General features: G+C 37.7%; 22 protein-coding genes. 9 read left to right on the top strand and 13 right to left on the bottom strand.

The window, feature by feature from the left end:
- Positions 1-184: 184 nt before the first annotated feature.
- Entirely contained in the window at positions 185-1,480 is a 1,296-nt protein-coding gene (locus tag DEU39_RS02325) for an Ig-like domain-containing protein (protein ID WP_147367549.1), read from the bottom strand.
- A 246-nt stretch (positions 1,481-1,726) separates the two neighbouring features.
- Between DEU39_RS02325 and DEU39_RS02320 the strand changes: the two genes are divergently transcribed.
- The 7 genes from DEU39_RS02320 to DEU39_RS02290 all read left to right on the top strand — a co-directional run bounded on the left by DEU39_RS02320 (position 1,727) and on the right by DEU39_RS02290 (position 9,021).
- Complete coding sequence (locus DEU39_RS02320; protein WP_062670425.1) at positions 1,727-2,608, top strand: cupin-like domain-containing protein; 882 nt, start codon at positions 1,727-1,729, stop codon at positions 2,606-2,608.
- Between the two features lie 124 nt (positions 2,609-2,732).
- Positions 2,733-3,446 (top strand): hypothetical protein, encoded by a 714-nt coding sequence (locus DEU39_RS02315; protein ID WP_120230795.1) that lies wholly within the window; start codon positions 2,733-2,735, stop codon positions 3,444-3,446.
- 57 nt (positions 3,447-3,503) lie between these two features.
- Positions 3,504-4,040, top strand: a complete 537-nt coding sequence (locus DEU39_RS02310) for a TetR/AcrR family transcriptional regulator (RefSeq protein ID WP_062670429.1) — start codon at positions 3,504-3,506, stop codon at positions 4,038-4,040.
- 10 nt (positions 4,041-4,050) lie between these two features.
- On the top strand, positions 4,051-4,473 hold the full coding sequence (locus DEU39_RS02305) for a Crp/Fnr family transcriptional regulator (protein WP_120230794.1): 423 nt from the start codon (positions 4,051-4,053) through the stop codon (positions 4,471-4,473).
- A gap of 178 nt (positions 4,474-4,651) precedes the next feature.
- Positions 4,652-5,035, top strand: a complete 384-nt coding sequence (locus DEU39_RS02300) for a hypothetical protein (RefSeq protein ID WP_120230793.1) — start codon at positions 4,652-4,654, stop codon at positions 5,033-5,035.
- A 133-nt stretch (positions 5,036-5,168) separates the two neighbouring features.
- On the top strand, positions 5,169-7,979 hold the full coding sequence (locus DEU39_RS02295) for a TonB-dependent receptor (RefSeq protein WP_120230792.1): 2,811 nt from the start codon (positions 5,169-5,171) through the stop codon (positions 7,977-7,979).
- Positions 7,980-7,986: 7 nt separating this feature from the next.
- On the top strand, positions 7,987-9,021 hold the full coding sequence (locus tag DEU39_RS02290; protein WP_120230791.1) for a phytase: 1,035 nt from the start codon (positions 7,987-7,989) through the stop codon (positions 9,019-9,021).
- A gap of 123 nt (positions 9,022-9,144) precedes the next feature.
- On the opposite strand, the gene DEU39_RS02285 is transcribed toward DEU39_RS02290, so the two are convergent.
- Entirely contained in the window at positions 9,145-11,394 is a 2,250-nt protein-coding gene (locus DEU39_RS02285) for an ATP-binding cassette domain-containing protein (RefSeq protein WP_120230790.1), read from the bottom strand.
- A 51-nt stretch (positions 11,395-11,445) separates the two neighbouring features.
- Between DEU39_RS02285 and DEU39_RS02280 the strand changes: the two genes are divergently transcribed.
- Positions 11,446-11,868, top strand: a complete 423-nt coding sequence (locus DEU39_RS02280) for a MarR family winged helix-turn-helix transcriptional regulator (RefSeq protein WP_120230789.1) — start codon at positions 11,446-11,448, stop codon at positions 11,866-11,868.
- Between the two features lie 9 nt (positions 11,869-11,877).
- Here the strand turns inward: DEU39_RS02280 and DEU39_RS02275 are convergent, their stop codons facing one another.
- The 9 genes from DEU39_RS02275 to DEU39_RS02235 all read right to left on the bottom strand — a co-directional run bounded on the left by DEU39_RS02275 (position 11,878) and on the right by DEU39_RS02235 (position 23,587).
- Positions 11,878-12,600, bottom strand: a complete 723-nt coding sequence (locus DEU39_RS02275) for a sterol desaturase family protein (protein ID WP_082798693.1) — start codon at positions 12,598-12,600, stop codon at positions 11,878-11,880.
- Positions 12,601-12,679: 79 nt separating this feature from the next.
- Positions 12,680-12,949: a hypothetical protein gene (locus DEU39_RS02270; protein ID WP_120230788.1), complete on the bottom strand. Its 270-nt coding sequence runs from the start codon at positions 12,947-12,949 to the stop codon at positions 12,680-12,682.
- An 81-nt stretch (positions 12,950-13,030) separates the two neighbouring features.
- Positions 13,031-14,371, bottom strand: coding sequence for a S41 family peptidase (locus tag DEU39_RS02265; RefSeq protein WP_120230787.1), 1,341 nt, complete (start codon positions 14,369-14,371; stop codon positions 13,031-13,033).
- Between the two features lie 6 nt (positions 14,372-14,377).
- Positions 14,378-15,121 carry a hypothetical protein gene (locus DEU39_RS02260; protein WP_228436605.1) on the bottom strand — a complete coding sequence of 248 codons (744 nt, stop codon included), beginning with the start codon at positions 15,119-15,121 and terminating at the stop codon, positions 14,378-14,380.
- 184 nt (positions 15,122-15,305) lie between these two features.
- Positions 15,306-16,229: a T9SS-dependent choice-of-anchor J family protein gene (locus tag DEU39_RS02255; RefSeq protein ID WP_120230785.1), complete on the bottom strand. Its 924-nt coding sequence runs from the start codon at positions 16,227-16,229 to the stop codon at positions 15,306-15,308.
- Positions 16,230-16,304: 75 nt separating this feature from the next.
- Complete coding sequence (locus DEU39_RS02250; RefSeq protein ID WP_120230784.1) at positions 16,305-17,597, bottom strand: hypothetical protein; 1,293 nt, start codon at positions 17,595-17,597, stop codon at positions 16,305-16,307.
- A 327-nt stretch (positions 17,598-17,924) separates the two neighbouring features.
- The gene (locus DEU39_RS02245) at positions 17,925-19,211 is read right to left on the bottom strand and encodes a hypothetical protein (RefSeq protein ID WP_120230783.1); all 1,287 of its coding nucleotides are present in this window, start codon (positions 19,209-19,211) and stop codon (positions 17,925-17,927) included.
- A gap of 69 nt (positions 19,212-19,280) precedes the next feature.
- Entirely contained in the window at positions 19,281-22,583 is a 3,303-nt protein-coding gene (locus DEU39_RS02240) for a TonB-dependent receptor (protein ID WP_120230782.1), read from the bottom strand.
- Positions 22,584-22,630: 47 nt separating this feature from the next.
- A complete protein-coding gene (locus DEU39_RS02235; RefSeq protein WP_228436603.1) occupies positions 22,631-23,587 on the bottom strand; it encodes a FecR family protein in 957 nt (318 codons plus the stop codon).
- A gap of 240 nt (positions 23,588-23,827) precedes the next feature.
- On the opposite strand from DEU39_RS02235, the gene DEU39_RS02230 reads away from it, so the two are divergent.
- Positions 23,828-24,454 carry an RNA polymerase sigma factor gene (locus DEU39_RS02230; RefSeq protein WP_062670452.1) on the top strand — a complete coding sequence of 209 codons (627 nt, stop codon included), beginning with the start codon at positions 23,828-23,830 and terminating at the stop codon, positions 24,452-24,454.
- 116 nt (positions 24,455-24,570) lie between these two features.
- Here DEU39_RS02230 and hxpB read toward each other — a convergent pair whose 3' ends face one another.
- Complete coding sequence (gene hxpB, locus DEU39_RS02225; protein WP_062670453.1) at positions 24,571-25,218, bottom strand: hexitol phosphatase HxpB; 648 nt, start codon at positions 25,216-25,218, stop codon at positions 24,571-24,573.
- 22 nt (positions 25,219-25,240) lie between these two features.
- Entirely contained in the window at positions 25,241-25,861 is a 621-nt protein-coding gene (locus DEU39_RS02220) for a helix-turn-helix transcriptional regulator (protein WP_120230780.1), read from the bottom strand.
- Positions 25,862-26,003 lie beyond the last annotated feature (142 nt).

The raw sequence follows: 26,003 nt of genomic DNA, 5'->3' as shown, positions 1-26,003 counted from the left end.
TTACTATTGCAGCTTTTTTCGAACTCTGCCAAACAACAAGTGATAATATAAAACCGAGCCCCATAAACAGAACAGGAATATATTTACCCCAAACTTTCTGTAATACTGAAAGATCCAATAACAATCAAAAAGCAAACTATTGAAACTGTATATAAAAGCTGGTTATCAATCGTTTGTAATCAAACTATTTTTCCCTCGTTTTAAATTTTATAACCAAGTTTTCATCTTTCAGAGGGTACCCTTCTTTAGACCTGAAACTTTTATTGGTAAGTATAAATTCATACTCTTTGCCGGGCTTTACATCTACTCCCAAGACCAACGTTTTATCATTATTTTCCATTCCTTTCACTTTGGTCATCGGCATATATTCTTTTCCTTTATCAGAAAGATTGAAAGAATAGTAGCCGGGAACCATTTCCTGTGAAAAAGTAATTCTGAGCTCTTTGGTATCGGCATTTACATCTACAGAACCATTGACTGGTTCTATTTTCACTACATACGGTAATTGATTTTGATATTCTTTAACAAGCATACTGGCTTTTTCTTTGAAAAACTTTGATTTGTCCAAAAAGTCTTCCACTGCTTTATTATCACTATAGTTCAGTTCAATAATATCTTTTATAGCCTGTTTTTTATCTTTGGCATTCTGGTAATACATTTTACTGATCACATAGCCTACATAATATCCTAAATCCGCACCCTGTCCTTTTTGTCTTCCATTATAAAACCATTCAGCAAGATTACCGGTAAACATTTCTTTTTTAAACCTGGCTTTAATTTCAGCTTCATGAACCATTCCGTAAGAAATATATTTTCTTTGCGGAGATTCATTCATCACAAGTCCGGCAATCAGATCGCATGATCCTTCCTTTATGGCCTGATTTAAAACCCTGTTTTGATACCCGGTCTGCTGGGTATGGATATACTCGTGAATATTCAGGGAAACGATATTATCCAGAGACTGATTGGCAAACATACCCTTCAACCATTCATCTTTAAATTCTGAAACATCTGTAGACCCAATTCCGGTGGCAAGTTCTGCTCCTACCAATACCATATTTCCGCTCACAGTTCCTCCGGCGTTAAGCCCACCGATGGTAAAATACATTTCAGCGTCTTTAAGTTCAGGATACAATTGCTTCAGCCTGACAACACCAGCTTCCAGCTCTTTGGTCTTGGTTTTTATCGTTAAGGTATTTGGCCTTACTGAATTCCAGAATTTAGGGTATTTTTCTATGACTTTTACATATACACTATCGTTATAATCTCTGGCATTCATAAAAGCTTTTAAGCCTTTTGTTGCTTTATCACTATATAGTCTTTTGATGAGATTCAGCTTTCCGGAATAATCACTTGTTTTTTGAATGCTGTCATATGCCACCCAAAAGTTATCAATATCTGAAGTGAAAATTCTGGTTGATTTCTGTGAAAAAGCAGTGGCAAATACAAGTGAAAAAATAAGAGTAGTAAAACGTTTCATGGTCATTTTTAATACGGCAATTATACATACAATTATTGTATTTCACAACTATCTTTTACCGTATAAACACTATAAATTTTAAAAGAACAGCAGGTAACATCATATTATAATAACTCCAAAAAAAAAAAAAAAAAGCAAAGCAAAAACAGCTCCTTTATTATTTATTTATATTAATTCCAAATAATTTTAATTCTTTCCATTTTATTGTCACAAATATTTAATACTTTAGCTTAATAATTTGAACAAATGGGAATAATCCTTAAACCAATTGATATTGTAGATGACATTTCACAGGAAGATTTCCGTGAAAAATATCTAAAGCCATGTAAGCCAGTGGTAATCAGAAATATGGCAAGAAAGTGGCCCGCCTATCAAAAATGGACGATGGATTACATGAAGGAAGTAGTAGGCGACGTTGAAGTTCCCCTTTATGACAGTTCCAAAGCAGATCCTGCCGCTCCTATCAATACACCGACTACGAAAATGCCTTTTCGTGATTATGTGGACCTTATTCAGAGAGAGCCTACAGATCTGAGAATTTTCTTCTTTGACCCTATAAAATTTGCGCCCAAACTGTTGGACGACTATGTTCCGCCAAAGAATCTTATGGGTGGATTTTTAGATAAATATCCAAGTATGTTTTTCGGAGGTAAAGGTTCTGTGACTTTCCTTCATTATGATATCGACATGCCGCATATTTTCCATACTCACTTCAATGGAAGAAAACATGTCCTTCTGTTTGAATACAAATGGAAAACACGTCTGTATAAGCTTCCTTATGCTACCTATGCACTGGAAGATTATGATATTGCCAATCCTGATTTTGAAAAATTTCCGGCTTTGGATGGTATTGAAGGAATTGAGTGTTTCCTGGAACATGGAGATACATTATTTATGCCTACAGGTTGGTGGCACTGGATGAAATATCTGGACGGATCTTTCTCTATTTCACTGCGTGCATGGGATAAAAGCTGGGCTGTAAAAGCACATTCCCTATGGAATCTTGCTGTGCAGCGTAATTTTGATAATTTCATGAAAGGCCGATACAAAAAAAGGTATATGGACTGGAAAGAAAGAAAAGCAGTAGAAAAAGCCCATATCGCTTTGAAAAAAGGGCTGCCAAAATAAAAACCTTTTAGATAAAAAAGTGGATGATTCGCTCAGAATCATCCACTTTTTTTATTCACTTTTGAGATGTATTGCAAAAAATAATTAAATTGCAAACGTTCCCTAAATACAAAAATACACATACATGTTTGAAAAATTAATCGATAGCTTTGAAAAGCTGTGCCTGCAGATTATTATTGAAATTTTACTGGTTCCTGTAACGATCTTCAAATTGTTTCAGGATCCGCGACGCTGTTATGATCTGTCTGTTCATGAAATGGAGAAAGAAGAGGCTGAACGTTTTCACGACTACCTATCTCCTATCAAACTATCTGTATATACCTCCGTGATTGTCTCTGTAATTTTAATGGATTATGGTGGTGAGCATAATATTATTTCAAAGATCAAAGGGCTCAGTATGGTAGAAAAAGCGCTCTTTATATTTTTGATGAATAATATTACTGCGGTAGTATTCACCGTTGCGATATTATGGTACAAAAAAGAAAAAGTGAATACCGTCACCTTCCGGACCTTATTATTTTCTTTTATTTATACAACCGTATACACCTCTACTCCTTTTTTTATATTAATCAGCTCGGCTATGTTTCTTGGAGAAACTTTGAATGTAGATGCTTATATAGAAAGCCTGGGAAAGATAAGCAACTATGGTACAAGAGAATACCTGTTCTTTCTGGTCTTTCTGGTTTTTATTATCATTGGAATTATCGGAATTTTCAAGCTTTTCAAAGCGTTGCATTATATTCTGAAGAATAACTTCACTTATCATCCTTATATCGTATGGTTTTTTACCTTACTTTTCTTTGTTATTCAGCTATATTATACAAAAGGATTTATTTAAAAACCAACACCTACCAGTCTGTTCATATTTTATTTACATTTGTAAAAATTTTACATTATGCCCAAACCTCGCGAAAGAATAATAAGCACTGCAATGGTTCTCTTCCATCGGCAAGGTTACAACAATACGGGCATCAATCAAATCATTGATGAAGCTAATGTATCTAAAGCAAGCTTTTACCAGCATTTTAAGTCTAAAGATGATCTTTGCATAGAATTTCTTAATAAAAGATATGATTACTGGGTGTCTGAACTTGAAAAATTCACAGCAGAAGCAGAAACACTACAAGAAAAGTTCCGGAAATCCTTCGATTTCCTGATCGACATGAATGAAAGAGAAGATTTCAGAGGATGCAGTTTTTTGAATATTCTGTCGGAAATTCCTGCAGATAAGGAAGAAATTCATAAAGTAATCCGTGATCATAAAATAAAGTTGAGAGAATCCTTCAATGAAGATATTCAAAACGATATGATTTCAGCCCATATCTATCTTCTTTTTGAAAGTTCAATACTGACCAGCCAGCTTTACAGATCCAATGAACTGATTGAAAAATCTAAAGTGATCGTACAGGATATACTGAACGCCTCCCATTAATCCTTCAGATATGCACATTCCTGATCTTCATTCTTTTTTGAAAACAGACCTTCATTTATCAACTGAAATTACTTATCCTGCTAAAACTATCCTGCTTGAGGAAGGAAAGATTTCAGATAAGATGTTCCTTGTAAAAAAAGGAGCCTTAAGAATATTCTTCTATCAGGACGGAAAAGAACTTACCCTGGAGTTTATAACAGAAAATCAGGCAGTTTCATCTTTTGACAGCTTCCTGAATGGCAATCCCAGCGATTTTGTTATTGAAACTCTGGAATCAACTACCGTTTATGAATTACAGGCTGAAACTTTTCACAGGCTCATGGAAAATGAGGAATTCCAGCATATTTTCCTGCCACTTTTTTACAAACGTTTCAGTGAAATTAATAAACGGCTGATTTCTTTTATCAGAGATTCACCTCAGGAAAGGTATTAGCAGCTTCTCAAAAACAGACCTGAACTTCTTCTGCGCTTTCCGCAGCATTATATTGCCTCTTATCTTGGGATTACCAGTGTTTCGTTAAGCAGAATACGCAGCCGAAGGTAATTTCTTTACAATTGTTATCGTCCGGTCAATAAGCTGGCGAGTAATTTTGCTTCAAAATAATAAAGTTATGAAGCATTTTATCCGGCAGGTATTCAACGATATACTGGAAAATACGGCATTTGACGAATTATTAATTGAGAAATATTTTTCAAAAGAATACATTCAGATTGTAGATCATTCTCAGCTTACTTATGATGAATTTGTTCTTCACATCAGAAAACTGAAAGAAAAAGTGGCTGAACAAAAGCTTGACATCATCAGTTACGCTGAAAATGGTAATATCATATTTACCCACCACATAGTAAAATCCACCCTAAAAGATGGAAGTAAGGTGGTACATAAAGTATTGGCAGAATTTACCATCCAGAATCATCAGATTATACGATGTAATGAATTGACTTTGCTTCTAGAGGGGAATACTGTTGAAAAGAATTTAGGATCTGAAAGGTAGACAATCACTGCGTATTTCCTTTCAACAAACAGTTTCTATATTAACAATTCTTAAGAAAACCTTAATTTTCTCTTCAACTCCTTTGCCAAACAGACGTTTAATTTTGCTGTTATTTTTATCTAAAATATTAAAAGTGAACAAAATTTTTACGTCTGTTTTATTTTGTGCCTCTATTTTTTTCTATGCACAAACCGGTTCTTTGTCCGGAAATATCAATGATGATTCAAAAATAGCCCTGCCTGGAGCCAAGATCTCTTTAAGCCCGGGAAATATATATACCACTTCGGATGAGCACGGAAACTTTGTATTTCTGAATGTTCCTCCGGGAAGCTATACCATGAAAATTGACTACCTCGGTTATGGTGTGCATGAGTATACTGTAACGGTAGAACCTGAAAAAAATACCCGTCAGAATATTATTTTCGACAAGAAAGAGACATCCATTGCAGCCATTGTAGTTTCGGGAGCGACTCTGAAAAATCAGGCAAGAGCCTTGAATAAACAAAGAAATAACGCCAATATTACCAATGTGATTTCTTCTGATCAGATCGGACGTTTTCCGGATGCCAATATCGGAGATGCTTTGAAACGTGTTCCGGGAATTACGATACAAAATGACCAAGGTGAAGCCAGAAACCTTATCATCAGAGGGCTTGCTCCCAATCTGAACTCCGTTACGCTGAATGGCGACCGGATTCCGTCTGCTGAAGGAGATAACCGTAATGTACAGATGGACCTGATCCCTTCCGATATGATTTCTACTATAGAAGTTAATAAAACCCTCACTCCGGATATGGACGCCGATGCCATCGGAGGTTCCGTAAACCTTATTACCAGGGCTTCCCCGAACGGACAGAGGATTTCCGCAACCGTTGCCGGAGGATACAATCCCATCCGTGAAAAAGGAAATTACACTGCCGGATTTGTGTACGGAAACCGTTTTCTGGATAAAAAATTAGGCGCGGTATTCAGTTTTTCCTATAACAACAACAATTTTGGTTCGGACAATATAGAACCCGTATGGAGCCAGGCCAATGATCTTGCCCAAACGGTTTATGTAAGCAAAATGGGAGTTCGCTATTATAATGAACACCGTATCAGACATAGTTTTGATCTCAACATGGATTATGAGTTCAATTCCAAAAATAAGATCTATGCTTCTGCGATGTACAACTTCAGGAATGATAAGGAAACCAGATTTGCTTTAGGATATAAAATAAAACCTGTTTATAATGCTGATGAAACTGAGATTACGGACTGGAAAGGAAGTATCACAAGACAAAATAAAGGAGGTGATGCCGATAATGACAATACCCGTCTGGAAAAACAAAAAGTTCAGAACTATGCTTTACGAGGAGAACATTTATTAGGTTCTAAAGTTGACCTCGACTGGGCTGTCAATTACGCCATCGCAAGTGAAGATAAGCCTCATCAGCGTTATATAGAGTTTGAAAACAGCAAAATGAACTTCGCTCCTGACCTTAGCAATCCTGAAAAACCAATGTTCAATCTTCTCGCAGCAGACAATCTGGGAAGCTATAAACTGAGTGATCTTTCGGATGCCAATAACTTTACTCAGGAAAAAGAATTAGGCGCAAAAGTAAATGTACGTTTTCCGTTTTCCGTGATTGATGGTCAGAAAGGAAGACTTCGTACCGGTTTCCGGATGCGTTTGAAGAAAAAGGAAAGAGAGAATGATTTCTACGCTTTTACACCTGTTAACAATATGGGAAGTCTTTTATCGGTGCCAACCATACACCTTAATGGTGAAAACTTCCAGCCGGGAAATTATGTTCCGGGAACATTTGTTGATCCTTCTTTCCTTGGCGGATTGGATTTATTCAATCCAACTTTATTTAACGGTAAGCTGAAACCTGAAAAGTATCTTTCCAGCAATTACAATGCAAAAGAGCAGATCTATGCAGGTTATATCCGCTGGGATCAGGATTTTAATGATAAACTATCGATGATCGTTGGAGCCCGTATTGAAACAACCCAGATTGATTACACCGGAAATTATGTCATGAATGAGAAGGATTTGGTAGGGCAAATCAATAATACCAATACATATACCAATGTCCTTCCGAATATTTCCTTCAAATATGTTCCGGTGCAAGATCTTGTACTTCGTGCAGCATTTACTACCGCTCTTGCCCGCCCTAACTATTATTCTTTAGTTCCTTATCTGAATGTTATTTCAGAAGATGAAATTGTTGCAGCAGGAAATCCGAATCTGAAGGCAACCTATGCCTACAATTTTGATTTCATGGCAGAGAAATATTTCAAGTCTGTAGGGATTCTTTCCGGAGGTGTTTTCTATAAAAATCTTAACGATTTCATTTATACGTATTCCAAAAGAAATTATACCGCGAACGACTTTGCCAATGATTTTGCGGGACAAACCAACCCAATTCCGGCCGGAGAAAGCAACTGGAAATTTACCCAGCAGCGTAATGGTGACAATGTAGATATTTATGGGTTTGAAGTTGCTTTGCAAAGACAGCTTGATTTCATTCCCGGAGCTTTCTGGAAAGGACTTGGAGTGTATGTCAACTATACTTATACTAAATCCAAAGCAAAAGGAATTACCAATGAAGAAGGCATTGAAAGAACAGATGTAGGGTTTCCGGGAGCTGCTCCTCATATGTTCAACGGATCTCTTTCATGGGAAAACAAACGTTTTTCAGCAAGAGTTTCCATGAACTATGCTTCTCATTATATTGATGAGCTTGGTGGCAAGGCATTTGATGACCGTTATTACGACAAACAGTTTTTCCTTGATGCTAATGCTTCCTACAAGATTACGACTCAGCTCAGAGTTTTTGCAGAAGCCAATAATCTGACGAACCAGCCGTTAAGATACTACCAGGGAATCCCAAGCAGAACCGCACAGGCTGAATATTACAGACCAAGGTTTACAATGGGAGTGAAATTTGATTTTTAAAATAAACATGAAAAACCTACATTATATACTGGCTCTTTCAGTTCTTCCTTTTGTGGTCAGCTGTACAGGACAGAAAGAAGTTATAGAAAAATTAAAACCTACCGTTATTACAGAAACAGTGGTTCATGATACAGATGATCCTGCCATATGGATCAATTCTCAGGATCCTTCAAAAAGTATTATCATCGGAACAGATAAAGATACGGATGGAGGTTTGTACGCCTTTGATCTTAACGGAAAAATCATCCATAAAGTATTAGGATTGAAGCGCCCCAACAATGTTGATCTTGAATATGGTTTTATTTTAAATGGAAAGAAAACAGACATCGCTGCCGTAACGGAAAGGGAAACGAACAAAGTAAAATTATATTCGCTTCCTGAACTGAAAGAAGTGGGAGAAATCTCAGTATTTGAAGGAGAAACAGAACGTGGTCCGATGGGAGTTTCCATGTATAAAAATCCGCAGACAGAAGAAATATTTGTCATTGTAGGAAGAAAATCTGGTCCTGCTGACGGCTACCTATGGCAATATAAGCTTACGGAGAAAAATGGCTCTATCACCGGAGAAGTTGTCCGTAAATTCGGAAAATACAGTGGCCTGAAAGAGATTGAAAGCATTGCTGTAGATGACGAAATGGGCTATATCTACTATTCTGATGAGCAGTTTGGAGTTCATAAATACTATGCTGATCCGGAAAAAGGTAATGAGGAATTAGCTGTTTTCGGAAAAGGTGATTTTAAATCTGATGTGGAAGGAATTTCCATCTATCCTACTGATAAAGGGAAAGGTTATATTCTGGTTTCGAATCAGCAGAATGATACCTTCAATGTCTACTTAAGAGAAGACCAATCAAAGGGGAGAATTGCAGAAATTCCGGTTTCTACATTAGAAAGTGATGGTTCTGAAGTGACCCATGTTAACTTGGGTCCAAAATTCCCGAAAGGCGTTTTTGTTGCGATGAGCAATGGCAGAGTATTTCATTATTATGACTGGAGAGTGATTGAAAAAGCCATTAAATCTGCGGTAAAGGCTGGAAAATAAAAGAATCTTGAACCATTAAGGCTGATAAGGTTTTAGGAGCATTAAGTTGAACTATACTGTCATTGCGAACCATAGGTGAAGCAATCTCATGGTTAAGTTCAACTTAATGCTTTTCTTTTGTTTTTATTGGATATGTTTTCTCAAAAACTCTGCAGTGAATGATTTTTTATTTTTCAAAATATCCACCGGAGTTCCTTCAAACAATACTTCACCTCCAAATTTCCCTGCGCCCGGTCCCATATCAATAATCCAGTCTGCCTGTGAAATAATATCAAGATTGTGTTCGATAACAATCAGCGTATTATTCTGATCTGCAAGTCCATTAAAAAACGTAAGCAGTTTTTGGGTATCACTTGGATGCAGTCCTGTGCTCGGTTCATCAAGAATAATGATCTGATTGGTATTTTTCAGTTCTCTTGTCAGCTTAAGGCGTTGTCTTTCACCTCCGGAAAAGCTGTCCAGTCTTTGCCCTAATGTCAGATAATCAAGACCTAATTGTATCAGGAGGTCAAAATTTCTGAGCACCAATTCTTCCTTAAAAAAATCAGAGGCCTCAGAAACCGTCATGCTCATGACTTCTGCAATTGTTTTTCCGCTGTAGGTATATTGCAGTACATCAGGATCAAATCCTGAACCTCCGCAAACCTCGCATGGCTGCTCAATATCATCCATAAAAGCCAGGTCAATCTTTTCTATTCCCAAACCTTTACAGTTTTTGCAGGCTCCGTCACTGTTTCTGCTGAAGAGTTTATCTGAAACATGGTTAGATTGTGCAAAAAGCTTACGTACAATATCTGATATTCCGAGATAAGTAAGCAAATTGGAGCGGGCACTTGCAGCAAACAAAGATTGATCAATAATAGTTACATCCGGATAGAGTTCCGGGAGAATACGATTTATCAGGGTACTTTTGCCGGATCCTGCAACACCGGTTACGACTGTAATTACTCCTGTCGGAATATTTACCGTCACATTTTTAAGATTATATCTGTTGGCATTTTTAATTTCCAGATAGCCATCAGGTTTTCTGAATTCTTGTTTGATGGAAGGTTTTGTTGCGAAATAAGAACCTGTTTTACCTGCCGATTTTTTTAAATCTTTAAACGCCCCGTCATAGATCACTTCTCCTCCGTTTCTTCCTGAACCGGGGCCAATATCAATTACCCTGTCCGCCATTTTGATCAGATCCGGATCATGCTCAACGATTAAAACAGAGTTTCCTTTGTCTCTGATCTGCTGAATAATAGTGATGATATTCTGCAGATCCTTCGGATGAAGTCCAATACTGGGTTCATCAAAAATATACAACAGATCTACCAGGCTGTTTCCCAAACTCCTCACCATTTTTATACGCTGAGATTCTCCTCCGGAAAGCGTGTTGGTACTTCTGTCAAGAGTCAGATACTGCAATCCTATCGTAATGATATTCTGCAGCTTTGCGGAAAGCTCTTTGATGAGGACTTCATATGCTTTTGAATCCAGTGAGGTAATAAACTCAAGCAGTTCATCCACTGAAAGGGCCATACAATCTGCAATACTTTTACCTTCGATTTTACAGGACAGTATTTTTTCGTTCAGACGTTTTCCCTGGCAAGACGGGCAGGTTTTGGTAATCACAATATTCTTCAGAGCGTCTTTTCTTGTGATGTTTTCTTTTGAATCTTTTTTCAGAAATGCTTTTTCAATCCTTGGAACAATTCCTTCATATTTTACCGTTTTTCCCCATTCTTTATCAGGATGTTTCGGTTTGTGTTCCTGTGCATACAACAGGGTTTCCCATTCTTTATCGGTGAAATCCTTCAACTTTTTATCATTATCGAAATAACCGGACAAAGTATATCTTGTTAAACGCCATCCTCCAGGCTGAAATGTAGGGAAGCGAATGGCTCCTTCATGTAAGGATTTTTCACGATCAATCAAGGTATTCACATTCAAAGTTTGTACAAATCCTAATCCCTCACATTCAGGACACATTCCCTGAGGGTGATTAAATGAAAATACATTGGAATATCCTACAAACGGCTCTCCCATTCTCGAAAACAACAGTCTCAGAGAAGCAGACACGTCCGCTGCCGTTCCCACTGTAGATCTGGCATTTCCACCCAACCGTTTTTGATTGATAATGATTGGAACATTAAGGTTTTCAATTTTATCTACATCCGGAAGGCCATAATGCTGCAGGCGGTTTCTGATAAAACTGTTCTGGGTTTCATTAATCTGTCTTTGTGCTTCTGCTCCAATGGTTTCAAAAACCAAAGATGATTTTCCGGATCCCGATACTCCCGTAAAAACCACGATCCTGTACTTTGGAATTTTTATGGAAATATTTTTGAGATTATTCTGACGAGCGTTCGTAATTTCTATATTTTCCATGATAAAAATGCTTAACTTTGTTAATATTTAACTAAGTTAAGCATTTTTGTAATGGAACTCATTGAAAAAGAATTTTTTAACACATTTACTGATTTCCAATGTCTTATTCTGGCTCACATGAACCGGGGTGACATTAACGGAGTAACTGCTGCTCATTATAATATTATTGAATTTATTATGAGGAAAGGAACAGCAACAGGAAGGGAAATATCACTGGCTTTCAACATTAGCCAGGCAGCCATTTCAAAACAGCTGAAATTTCTGATCGGTCAAGATTTGATTGTCCGGGAACAAGAGAAAGTGGACCACAGGAAATTCAATCTTTCAGTAACGGATAAAGGAAGGTTTATTGTAGATAATTCTGAAACTTTCCGTAAGGCTATCACTCATCAGACGGCTTCCATACTTACCTCTGAAGAATTAAAAAACTTTAATTATCTGCTGGGTAAAGTTTTGAATAATATAAAACTGTAGTACCCATAGTTACTTATACGTCCTGAATAACCTGTCCCAGATTGAAGTATAAAATCCAAAGTTTTTACTTTCATCCAAATGGTGCTGGTTATGAAACCTGGTTGTTCCCACAAAAAAGCGGTCAAAAGAGGATGGAAAAAACTCTCTGTTCAAGTGTCCTATCGTTCCCCAGATAAGATTAAGCAAAAGATATATTGAAATCGAAATCACAGAAAAATCATGGCCTACAAGTAAAACCAGCATCATCAGTCCGAACCCTATGGTTTCCAAAGGATGCAGAACAAAAAGACTTAAAAAGTTGGTACTGATATGTTCATGGTGTTTTCCGTGTAGAACTTTATAGACCAAAGGTAAATGTGCTGCAAAATGAAATAAATACATCAGAAAATCCATTAAGAGGAGTAAAACAGCTACTTCCGCTATTATTCCAATTACTGATTCTGTCTGCCCCGGCACAATCCATCCTTTTTTCCATAAAAAAGCCCCCAAAAGCATAACAAAACTGTTACATCCTATGGTAAGCAGACTAAGATAAAAGTCAGATCGGGTAACAGGATGATTCTTCTCCTGCAGCTGACTTTTACGACAAGTCTTCTCGATAAAAATATACAACCCTATCGAAAACAGATATAGGAAAATATTAACGATCAGACTGAATATCAACCATTGCGGCCAAGAAAACTGCCAAAATACCTGTAAATAACCGGAAAGTTCTGCCTGAGTAAAATTCATAAGTCTTTCATCCTTCTGCTTGATGTCATAAAGGTATGAATTTCACCGTAAAACCAACCGATAAAGTACATTCCGGGCTTTATTTCTGTCTTGCCTTTCTTCTGAGCTCCCTCAGTCTTGATGTGAGCTTTTTTCTCAAATCGTTATGATAGGCCCGGTAGTTTTTGATGCTGTTTTCCAGATTTTTCTTATTAAGCAGATACTCTTCGTACAGATGTCCCAGTTCTGAAATCTGGGTCATCACCTCCGAAGGCTGGCTTTCAGGATCTTCCGCAGCTTCTATCAGCAGACGGTAATATTCAATTCGGCTGGTCAGGTTCATGTGAAGTTTTGGTTCTATTCCCTGCATGATTTTATCATTTTAGTTATTTTGTGAATGGGTAAAGGATAAAGATATTTTTTATATTATTTTTTGTTTTTTGAATCCAGCTTATTTCTCCATCATAACCGGAGGCACATCACTCTGAAATAAAATTTTGATATTTCCATTCTTTTCGTGGTCTGCTGATTTGAAATAACCTCCGTTAAGTGCAGAAGAAATAAGGGTTTCATTGGGATCTCCCAAAGGTAATAATGGCAGTCCGGTAAATTCATTGACATTGCTCTGCGGGGAAATTCCACTACTGTATTCTCCGGCTCCGCTGGCATTAAAGACTTTATAAATCACCGGATGAATCTGCCAGGAAATTTTTCTGGGTTTACGTTTGTCTTCCACAACAAATCCTGCCATATCTTTCCCCAGCGTAGTATCTCCTATTTGAATCACCTGCATATAAGGTTTCAGGTTATTCACCACAATTTCAGCCGCAGATGCTGTACTGTTCGATGTGAGGATAAAAACTTTCTGCAATCCCAAAGCATTCGCACGCAAAGTTGTAAAGTCCAAAGCTTTGGGATCGTAAGCAATCTGTTGGGCAAATGTTCTTTTTACTTCCCCTCCGTTTTTATTTCCTTTAAAAATGATGAACGGTGAACCGGATGATAATCCTGAAGGAATCAGGGAGCAAAGAGCTGCTGCAGATGACACCGAACCTCCATAATTGTATCGAAGATCCAGAATTAATTCCTTTACTCCGGCGGCCTTCAATTCCCCAAACTTTTGATATAGCGTTTGAGTCATTCCGTCAGGGAAATCATAGATGTACATATAACCTACTTTTTTACCATTTTTTTCAAAAACTTTGGATAAAACAGGCTGTTCAAAAGAGAAACCATAGTAAACGGTGATGTTTTTTTCATCCTTAACGCTTCCGTTTTGCCATTTTCCAACGGTAAGCTCTACAACCGTCTGGTCTTTAATGGATGAAGCCATTGCTTCGGCATTCGCGGCTGTCATTACTTTTCCATTGACTTTGGTAATGATCATTCCTCTCTCCAGTCCTGCATTGAAAGCCGGGGAGTTTTGCAGCACCAGCTTCACTACAGTAACCACTTCATTATTAGCAAGCTGAACAATGGTATAGTCAAAACCGTACATATTCCTTATAGAACGTGGATACGAAGAGGAATCTTCCGTATTCACCATAAAAGAAAACCGATCTTTGGGAGACAGCAGACTTTTGAAAAAATCTTTTACAGGAAGCTGATAATCCGGTTTTGCAGGCATCTCATCTGCCCAGTAATAATACCGTTTCATACTGTCCTGAACCCATAGATTCACAAATTCTGTACTTCCCTCCGGAAAAACGGGTGCACTTTCGTCATTATTATTGGTACACGAAATGAGAAAAACTGCGATGGCAATATATTGAAGTTTTAAAAAGTTTTTCATATATAATTACAGATATTCTGCTACGTCAATATCTCCTTTTACCACCCATTCTCCATTTTCCATTTTTTCCTGAAGTACAATCATATTGGCGCCCGTGTGTTGTTTTAATTTCACCTGAATCATTTTAGATCCCGCATAAGGCTCTGTAGTTCCCGGTTTGTATAATTCAAGATATATGGGAGCTGTCGAGCTGAAGAAGCTATAAATTTTCACTGCGGTAAAGTTGTCTTTTCCTATATTATCAAACTCGGCAAGTACTACTCCGTTTTCTCTTTTCAAAATGCCTTTCACTTCTTTGAGAGAGCTTCCGGAAAATTCTCCCAGATTGGGAAAAATAAATTCAAAACCTACTTTCCCGAGGTTCACCTGAGGTTTTACCGCATAGGTCTGCAGATAAATTCCGGGAAGATTAAAAAAGTAGAGGTTTTTATAATCATTTATATTGTCATATGTAATATTGTATTTTGCAATTTCAGCGCCTGTTTCATTATTGTAGACAGACAATTTATTAGTTTCTCCCTGATCCAGAACAAACTGAAGCTGGGTTTCAATTTTATTGGTATAGGACGTTTTTCCTTCAATGGATACAGGCTGTCCGTTCAACCTCAGCTGAAGGACATCAGGTTTGGAAAATCCTTTGATATTAACGTCTCCGGGTTTCTGCACTTTATCATACAGCTCCATGGTATTATTGTCTGTACATGAAAACAGTACAGTGAATAACAGTAGTAATGCGAAGATTTTGTTCATCTTTCTTCAATTATTTCTTGTAAAACTTAAAAATATTGTCCGGCCCATGCCATGGGCCGGGCAATATAATTATAAAAAAACTAGTTGGATATATTCTGGATAACCTTTTTGCGAAGGCTACCCATTCTTTTATATTAAAATTTCATGGTGTTTCTAAAAATCAGATTCTAAGGGGGCGGAATGATTATTTTTTAATAAACTTCAGCCTTTCCGTAATCTTTCCATCCGTAATTTCTGCGATATACGCTCCGGATGTAAGCCCTGCTGTGTTGATCGCTTTAGCATATGGAGTGGTTAAGACTTTTTGTCCTGCTGCATTGTAAATATTGACTACAGTTGTATTTTCTTTCAATGCTGGGTTAAGATGCAGCTGTAAAGATTCTCTTACCGGATTTTCTGCTATTTGTGTTACAATTTTGTTTCCTTTTACATCCTTAGTTCCCAAAAATGAAGTAGCATAAATTCCTATTTCATCAATATTGATGTTCTGGACATTGTTTCCGCTTGTTTTTCTGTTTGACCACATTCCGATATAGATCTTTTTTCCCGCAAAAGCAGAAAGATCTACAAGAGATTCTACAAACTGGGTAAGATCTGCCGGAAAAGGATTGGCTGAGTCACCTACCTGTATTTTATACATACTCTGAACATCATTTCCGTTTGCATCTACAGTCATCGCCTGGAAGTCCGATAATGTAGGAACCTCTTTCTGCGGTGTGCTTACATAGATAAAAAGTTCTCTGGCAACAATTGTATGAGTAGATCTCTGTCTCCCGATATAGGCGGCCAGTGTAATGGTTCCTGCAGTATTGGTAAGGTCAATCTGAGGAGAAATAATCCAGTCATTTTCTGCGGTAAATCCGTTAGCATTTCCAGTTGGAACCAAATTGATAGAATGGCGGAGAACACCTGCAGTTCCATAGGCCAAGGTAGTTCCGTTGTGATAAATGTTTTCTCCCTGTACCCATCCGTTTCCATTGCTATTGAGGTCATGAAAGGTCCATCCCTGAAGGTCAGCAGGAGTATCAAAAGAATTTCCCCATACCAGAGACTGTGCTGCAGCCAGGTGGGATAAAAACAGAGCAGATGATAAAATTATTTTTTTCATAATGCTGATGATTAAAATTTTTGAAGTAAAAGCAAGGAATCAGCATGTGCTGTTCCCTGCTTTTTAAAGTTTTTATTATTCTACAATGGAGAAATTGTATTTTGTCCAAAGTCCCTGGAAGTTTCCACAGTTTCTTGGAGATACATTCCAACCACCTTCGTTGAAGAAAGGCTGGCTCATACCCCATAGAGTTGCAGGAGTACCAGTCGCCAGGTTAGCTGCAGGGATTCCTGCTGTACCTGTACCTGTAACTGAAGTAGTAAATCCGTGAACCTGGATGGTGCTGTATGCTGAAGCTGAAGAAAGCTCAGAACCTGTACCTTCTACTTTGATACCCACAGGATAACCTGTAACGACAGCGTTATTTAATGTTAATCTTCCGTGTCTTCTGATGTGGATACCGTTTTCATATAAAGCACCTTTAGTAGAGTTCTTAGAACCAACGATAGTAAGGTTGTTGATCACCGGATGAGTCAACAATGTTGTAGAAGAACCTTCTGCGTTGTTATCAAGCTCGATACCGTTAGAATCCGGGCTTGATCCGCTAAGACTGTGTGTAGAGTTGTAATCTGCCAAAGCTAATGCACAAGTGATTGTTCCTGTATATCCGTTATCGAAGTCGAAGTTATCATCATCAGCTGCAAAAGAAACAAGGTTTGAAGCGTTTACAGTACCACCGAAGAATTCGAAAGAGTCATCTTTCCCGAAAGAAACCTGAATATGATCCAAAGTAGTTCCGTTTCCAACCCCTCCTAAAGTAAGACCGTTGATTTCGTTTCCTGAGTTTGGCGCTAAAAGATCATATCCTGCAAATTCGATACGAACATATTTTAATGTTCCTCCGTTATGGGAAGCATTGGTACCTCCATAATAGAAATCAGGACCGGATAATCCTTCAATTGTTTTTGTGAAAGGCGTGTTGGTAGGAGCATCTCCTAAGATAATAACCCCTCCGAAGTCACCAGGAGCAGCAGTTGTATCTTCGTTTCCATCTAACAATTTGTAGCTTGTAAAAATGATTGGCTGAGCTTCTGTACCTGCTGCATTGATTTTTCCTGTTTTAGAAATTACCAAAACTCCTGTAGCTGTATTGTTTGTGTTTGGCTTAGCTTTAATAAATGTACCCGGCTGGATTGTTAATGTAGCCCCATTTTTTACCGTTACAATTCCATTTAGTTCAACTACTCCACTCCATGTAGTATTTGAAGTAATATCACCACTTACACTGGTTACCGGAAGCGCAGAAGCTGTAAGGTACTCAGCAGAAGTAGATTTCATTTCGAATGGAGAAGATGAATCTGCCAGTTGATCATTTTGACAAGCTGTAAGAGATAATGCTGCCACTGCAATTAGAGTTAGTCTTTTCATTGTTATAATTTTTAATAAATCCGGTCGTGTTATTTTTATACCAGATCAGTTTTTTAATATTCAGGAATATCTTCCTCTCTATTCCTTCGATTTGTTTTTTGGTGTTCATCCCATCGCTGCAGGAGGAGCTGCATTGCGGGCGTTCCCATGAAAATCGTTAATGCCTGGGAAAAGCTGTTAACGTCCGGTTTTTTCAGAACTGTACTGCTGTGCGCATCATCAGTATTATTTCAGTTTTTGATCAGGTTCCCGAAACCTGTACGCTGCTATAATTAAGATATCTTTTTAATCTAAGTGCCTATTTTCTTACTCATAGATTTCGTCTCCTTATTCTAAAATGGAGAAATTATACTTAGTCCAAAGTCCTTGAAAATTGCCACAATTCCTTGGTGAGATATTCCATCCTCCTTCGTTAAAATATGGCTGATTCATTCCCCAAACGGAAGCAGAAAGTCCAGTAGATAAGTTCAACATAGGAATTCCCGCTGTTCCGGCACCTATTACAGAAGTTATAAATCCGTGGACCTGAATGGTATTATAGTTAGACCCCGAAGAAAGCACTGAGCCTGTACCTTCTACCTTAATTCCTATAGGGTATCCGGTAACAACAGCATTATTTAATGTTAGCCTTCCATTTCTTCTAACATAAATTCCATTTCCATACTTTTCTCCCATTGTAGATTTCCATACTCCAATTATTGTAAGATTGTTAATTACAGGATGTGTTACTAATGCTGTGGATGTTCCATCAATATTATTATCGAGTTCAATACCATGAGAGTCATTGACTGTCCCACTGAGACTATGAGTAGAATTATAATCTGCTAAAGCCAGTGCACAGGTGATAGTTCCTGTATACCCGTTATTAAAATCAAAATTATCATCATCGGGTGCAAAAGAAATAAGGTTGGATGCATTTACATTTCCTCCATAAAATTCAAAGGAATCATCTTTACCATAAGATACCTGAATATGGTCGATAGTTGTACCACTCCCCACTCCGGCTAATGTAAGACCGTTTATTTCATGAATGGTATTTGGATAGATCTCTGCTCCTCCAAATTCAATGCGAACATACTTCAATATTCCCGCGTTATGATTTTGGTTAGTCCCACCATAATAATAATCTGGTCCGAAAAGTCCCTCAATGGTTGTTGTAGAAGGCGTGTTTGTTAAAGCATCACCCAATATAATCAATCCGCCAAAGTCACCAGCAGCTCCAATAGTATCTTCACTTCCATCTAATAATTTATAGCTTGTAAAAATAATAGGTTGGTTTTCTGTTCCTACGGCATTAATTTTTCCTGTTTTATTAATGATCAGCATTCCTGATGGCTCTGCTATTCCTTTGGGTTTTGCCTTAATATAAGTTCCGGGAAGGATTGTCAGTGTTGCTCCATCTTTTACCGTTACTATACCATCAATTTCAATAACTCCACTCCAGGTTGTATTCGTGGTAATGTTACCACTTACAGTAACTACTGGAAGTGCAGAAGCAGTAAGATATTCTGAGGAAGTTGCCTTCAGTTCGAACGAAGATTGCTTATCTTCAAGCCTCTCCTGCTGACAAGCTGTAAGGAAGGATAATATTATAATTGGAATTAACTTTTTCATTGTACCGTCTTAATTATTATGTTATATTTTTCTATTTTTATTAAACCATGTATGTCTTAAGTTTTGTTTTTAAAACATATAATTCACACTTAGGCTGAACATTCTTCCGCTGTAGGCCCGAAACATAATCTTATCAATGTTCTTATCATATCTGTCTGTTGCACCAGGTAAAAGTCCCCACGCTTCCCGCTCAGTTCCAATGGCACTCCCCAATCCTAGAGGGATCACATAGGAATTATAATTATTATAGTATTCCTTTACCCTGTTGAATAAGTTTCTGGCATTTAATTTTAATTCAAGGTTTTTATTCCGAAGAAATTTATAGGAGATCTGTGCGTCTGCCACAGCATAAGGGCGCTGTATTTCTTCTCCTTTGTAAGCATACCCAACAGTGATATACTGATCTCCTTTAGCATTGTATAAAAAACTCAGTCCCAAACGATCACCATCATACGTCAATCCAAGATTGTAAGCATAAGGAGTCTGTCCGTAAAGCGGGCGTTTCACTTCATAGGTTTCATCATTATCACCTGTTTTGTACAGATCTTTAAAAGCCACTACTTTGGTATGGTTATACGTAAAATTTCCGCTTATGAAAAGCTTTTCCAGAAAGGTTCCGTCTGCAATAAATCCTAAATTCTTTCTTACTTCAGCTTCCACTCCCAATAATTTTGCATTTTTCGAATTACCATTATAGAGATATAAATTTCCTTCGCTGGAAATATGTCCCTCACGTTCTATGGGTCTGTCTATATTTTTATAATACAGTCCTGCAGAAAATATTTCTCCCAACCCGGGAAACCATTCAAATTTGAAATCATAATTATTAATGACAGAGGATGTCATTTCTGTATTATAAATTAAACCATTAGCTATCGGATCGAAATATGGAAGTCCTGTTCTTTCATTGAACTGAGGACGGATCACAGATCTGTTGTAAGCAAGCCTTAGATTAATTTTATTGGTAGGACTGTAGGTAAAGTTCGCTGAGGGCATCCATTGCCACGGTTTATCTTCAACGGCTGCTCTTTCCACATTCTTTGTATCATTTGGATCTAATTGTTGTGAGATAAGATCATATTTAAAGTACTCTGCACGAAGGCCCCAGACTAACCTTAATTTCTTCCAACGGTTATCAAACATGACAAAAACCGCATGTTGATTAACCTCTCCTTCATACTTGTCATTTTTATACAATGCTTTGGTTTCCCAGCCAATACCACCCGGAACATAATGGGAGCCATTGAACCAATCCGCAAGGGTACCATACATCGTCAGGTAATTTTTTTCGCTATTCGGAACATCCCGGTTCTCATCGACCCTTAAGAAGAATTTCTGCTGTTGGTTGGTGTTATTCTTTAATGTTCCTGCATATCCTGTCATCACCGTATTTTTAAAATTTCCTGTATCCAGATCCCATTTTACTGAAGCTCCGTAATTGTAATCGGTTTCTTTGTTGGCGATATATCCTCTGTAGAAATTTCCGCCGGTATTATAAATTTTATGATAGGTCAGAATTTCACTTCCAATAAAATCATAGAGGGTCAGATATTGGGTATAATCTTTCGTATCAGACGTTATGCCGGTTCTTGCTGCAAACCAGCTGACTTCAGTGTTTCCTATTTTGTGATTCCCTTCCAGTTTATTCTGCAAAAGGGTCTGAAAAATGGGATAGTTGGTATTATCAGTATAAGGTCTGTCTAAGTTTTTGATCTGAGCCGGATCATTATTGGGGATGACACCGTTGTAAAAATAATTATAGGCTAATTCTGCATTGGATGCCATGGCACTACCAGTGGTATATTCATTCCAACCTGTAACTCTTGTTAATGTATTATCAAAAATATGAGTGTATGAATTACGGAATGAAATTCTGTTTTTTCCCAGCTGAAGTCCAAAATTGAGCATCCCTGCCAACGTAGAGTTATAATTATAGGAAGCCCCTTTGTTTTTGAAATTATAAAATGGTATTGGAGCAACTCCCTTTGTTTCCCAATCGGCAACATAAGGTCCGGTGGTATCCAGCCAGTTTCCTCTTCCCGTATGGTCAATATCCAGTTTATTCTGTTCATTTCTGATGACAAATGCTCCGGCAAATCCCCATTTATTATTGTTTTTAAGAGCATATGTTCTTCCTAATGCCAGCTGTATATTAGATCCCATATCACCTCTGGTTTTATAGGTGCTGAAATTGTCATTGGTAAACTGCCTGGACTGTTCAAAAAACCTTGGATCTGTCCAGTTCATCGGCTCCAGTCCTTTGGGAAAATCTCTTGTACCGTCATCATACCCGAAATAGTCGTACTTTCCTCGCTTGCGGGTCAGAAATTCTTTGAAAGCCGACTGGTCATTATACGAAGTTCCTAACGTAACGGTTGTAAAGTTTTCATTGGGAATATCCTTGGTTCTCACTTCTACGTAACCTCCTGCAAAGCTGGCATTCATATCAGGAGTGGCAGATTTGCTTACCACCACACTTTCTACCATTGCCGTAGGAATAATGTCAAATGAAAAGTTCTGATTATACGCTTCCGTGCTTGGCAGGTTGATTCCGTCCATGGCCGCGGTGTTCCAACGTTCTCCCATGGATCTTACCACTACATATTTATTATCAATGGTGGTAATTCCTGTTACCCTTTTCAAAGTTCCTCCTACATCGCTATCCGGCGTTTTGGAAATCTGTTCCGCTGAAATACCATCACTCATCTGGGCTGCTTTCTTCTGCTGGGCAAGAAGTCCCGCCTGAGTATCTGCTTTACGAGATGCAGTAATTACTACTTCTTTGATGTCTGTAATTTTATCTGAGGCCTTGTTTAAAGCAAATGAAACAGCATTCGTTTCTTTGTTCGTAACAGACAGTTTTTCAACTCTCAGCGTATTATATTTAGGTGCTTTTATCGTCAGATTATAAGTTCCCGAGGGAAGATCTATGGTAAAGTCACCGTTATTATCAGTGACCACTGTTTTCTGAGCTACAGTGACTTCTGCTCCGGTAATGGGATTTCCTACTTCATCCACTATTTTACCGGAAATTCGTCCGTTTCCCAATGCGGAAATATTTGAACTTTCATATTTTATCGAAATAAGATCACCATGCAGTCGGTAAATAATAGGAAGTCCGTTGGTAATATCCTTCAGACAGTTGTTGACAGAAGTATTTTCACATTTCACTCCTTTTACCTTCAGCTCTTTAATGTCTACCTTGGAATATGCCAGTCTCATTCCCGTTTTTCCGGCAAATTCTTCCAAAACTTCAATCAACGGTCTGTTGGCAGGTACAGAAAATGTTACTTTCTGCACCAGCTCCTGAGCTTCTGCGGCTACAGTAAAAAATAAGGCTGCTATGGTAATCCCACATTTCAAACTTTTCATACTTAATAGTGTTCTCTTGATTATGATTATTTATTTTTTATAATGATTTATTTCTTAAGGATATAGGTATTTTCTTTTTTCTGTACTTCCAGTCCCAGGATGAAAGCCAGTGATTCAATATTTTCTCCGACCGTTCCTCCCGTAAAATCAGCAGTAATTTTTTTATCTTCAGCTTCCTTAGGATATTGAACCTTTGTATGATAATTGCTTTCCAGGACTACTACTACTTCTTTTAAAGGAACATCGTTAAAACTCAGAGACAATATTGCAGCAATTCTGTCTGCTGAATTTTTTACAGGTTTCAGTGAAATAACTGCCGTAGTATGAGCAATTCCGAAGTTGGTCCACTTCTGATTAGGCTTAAGGAAAGAAACAGGAACCCCGGGAGTGGATACAGCCACCTTTCCTTCATAAAGATCAACCGCTTTTCTCTTCCCGGACTGTGAGATTTTAAATACCGTTCCTAATACTTTGGTACTGAAACCATCAGCACGAACGATGAATGGATGTGTTTTAGATTTTGCCACAGAGAAGATTGCATCTCCTTTTAAATCCACGACTCTGGTGGACGCAGGAAAAGATTTCTCTACAGTCATTACAGCGCCTTGTAAAAGAGTAACCACAGATCCGTCTTCAAGACGAACAATACGATTTCCGGATTTTGCAATATATACGTCAGGCTTAATGAACATGGTGTAGGTAAATATTCCGCCCAATGATAAAAGCAGAATAATAACTGCAGCCATTTTATAGAGATGTGTTGTAAAGCTTTTTACAGATGAAATAGAAATACTATCTGTTTGAGGAAAATAATACTCCAGTCCGGATAATACTCTTTCTTTGGATTCTTTCATATGAATAGCATCCAGATTTTTTTCTGTCTGAGTTCTCCATAGTCTTAAAAGTTTATTTTCTTTTTCAGAGATTGAGTCTTCCGAAACTTCCCGTTCCCAAAGTTTGAAAACAAAGGCTTCAATATTTTTATATGGTAAAAGTTTTTTCATAAGGTCTTTCATGTATTCACAGATACTTCTATCTATAAGACAGAGAAAATGAAAAACTTCCCCAGGGTATTCTTAACGTTATATTCACATTACAACCAAATTGTTAATAATTTTCATCCTTTTTCACATTTACTCAACATTAACGTCATATTTGAGTCCTGTTTTTCAGAAATATTTAATCTTATCACACCCAAAGTTCACAAAAAGTTAATTTTCCTTTAGGTAATTTTGTATCACAATATGAGCCCAACAGACTATATATTATTAAAGAAAATAAAATCAGGCGACCGTCCTGCATTTATGCTGCTGTATGACCGATACTGGGATAGTCTATATCGCTTTGTTTTTGTACGGACACGGGATAAAGAAGTCTCTGAAGAAATTCTTCAGAATCTATGGATGAAGATTCTTGAAAATACAGATGTGATACAAACCGATGAAACAGAAAGTGCCAAAGGCTACCTTCTCCGTCATCTTCATTACCGGATTATTGATTTTTATAACAGCTACAAAAAAGCTCCTCCTACTCTGAGTATTGACGAGTTTGATATTCCGAATGAAATTGAAATGGCAGATTCAGATTATTTTGAAATTCTTGAGGAAAATGAAATTTCTGCTTTGTTATCCATGATTGATGAGGTGGTTTCTCAGCTTCCCTCAACAGAGCAACAGGTCTACGATATGAGAATCAGGAAAAATATGTCGGTCAATGAAACAGCAGAAGCACTGGGAATCAGCAACAAGACCGTGAGCAATAAGCTAAGCAAAGCTTTGGGAGAAATCCGTGAACAACTGAATCCGGAGTATAAGTCTTCTAAAAAGCTGGTTTCTATTTTGTTATTGATGGAGGTGTTGACGAAGTATTGATTTTGGGGTTCGGGATGCGAGATGCGAGGATATGTCAATAGTCAATTTGCTGTGCAGTCAATAGTCAATTTTTATAACACCTGTTAAAATTCACAGCGAAGCGGATTGACTATTCACTATTCACCAAATACCGGCAGAAAAATGGTATTAAAATCCATGATTTTAAAATCGGCAAGATTTGAATCTAAATTTTCGTCATTATTGGTGAAAATGATAGTCTGCATTCCTGCTTCTTTTGCTGCCTTAAGCCCTGACTGACTATCTTCAATAGCAATACAGTGTTCCGGAGAAACTCCCAAATTTTTTGCAGAAGTAAGATATACGGCAGGATGAGGTTTTCCCTGATTTTCAAACTCTGATGAGTGAATGGTATCAAACAGGTCATGAATCTGAAGCTTTTCAAGCACCGCATGTGCTACACGTAAAGGAGCATTGGTAGCCAGCCCTATTTTGTAGTCCTTGTTCTTAAGATTTTTAATAAACTTCTCTACACCAGACATGGTACAGTTTTCGGTCTGTATCATTTCGATTACTCTTGTAACCACTTTATTTTCCAGATCAGAGGCATCAAAATTTTCCCAGGGAAATCTTTTATACCAGAATTCGGTAACTTCCTGAGTGGTCATATACTTTGTTTGTGCCGCAAGATCATCCGTAACCTGCACTCCATAAGATGAAAATACATCCAGTTCTGCCTGGGTCCAGAATTTTTCTGAGTCTACCAGAACACCATCCATGTCAAATATTACTGCTTTTACAACCATTTTTTTAATGATAAATGATAAGTTATTGGCTGATTTTATACACGCAGCGCTGTCCACCGGAAATAATGTGATCTACTCTTTCCACTTTATACTCCTTCCCTATCAAAGATTGGAAATTGGATAATTCTGCCCGACAGAAGCCCTGACATTCGGTTGCAGCCGCACATATCGGACAATGGTTTTCAATCAGAAAATAGTCTGTGCCTTCTTTTTTCCATTCTGCCATATAGCCTTCATCACTACGGACTTTTGCAAGAGATTCAAGACGCTGCTCCAGAGATTTTGTCTTGGAAAGTACTTTTTCATACCGTTTATGGGTGTTTTTTTCCCGGTCACTGATCAATAATTCCAAAGCATTTTCCCCTAAAAGATTTTTCACTGATTTCAAAATCTGAACGGTAACATCTGCGTGCGTATCCGGGAATTGAGACAGTCCTTTCTCTGTAAGCGTATAATAAGTAGAAGGACGGCCAACTCCTTCACTCTTCACCGAAGACCGGATCAATCCTTCCTGAGCAAGGTTGAGCAAGTGTTTTCTTGCGCCTTCTTTAGTGATTGACAATTCTTCAGCAATAAGAAGGGAGGTAGCTTCACCCCTCATCTTTAAAAACATCAGAATACGATCTGCTGCCGGCTTCTTCATTTGACAATATTTAGGTTGTTTTATTTTTCAACAACAAATATAGTCATTTTCTATAATTTCAAAAAACAAAGCTAAAATAAAGATTTACAATACCTTATTGATTCAAATCACAAAAGCAATAAAACAACCTAAAAGTTGTTTT

Origin of the sequence: Chryseobacterium sp. AG363, from assembly GCF_003610675.1 — a bacterium.
GTDB lineage: Bacteria > Bacteroidota > Bacteroidia > Flavobacteriales > Weeksellaceae > Chryseobacterium > Chryseobacterium cucumeris.
Note: the sequence above shows the minus strand (reverse complement) of the source record. Positions and strands in the feature narration are given on the sequence as shown.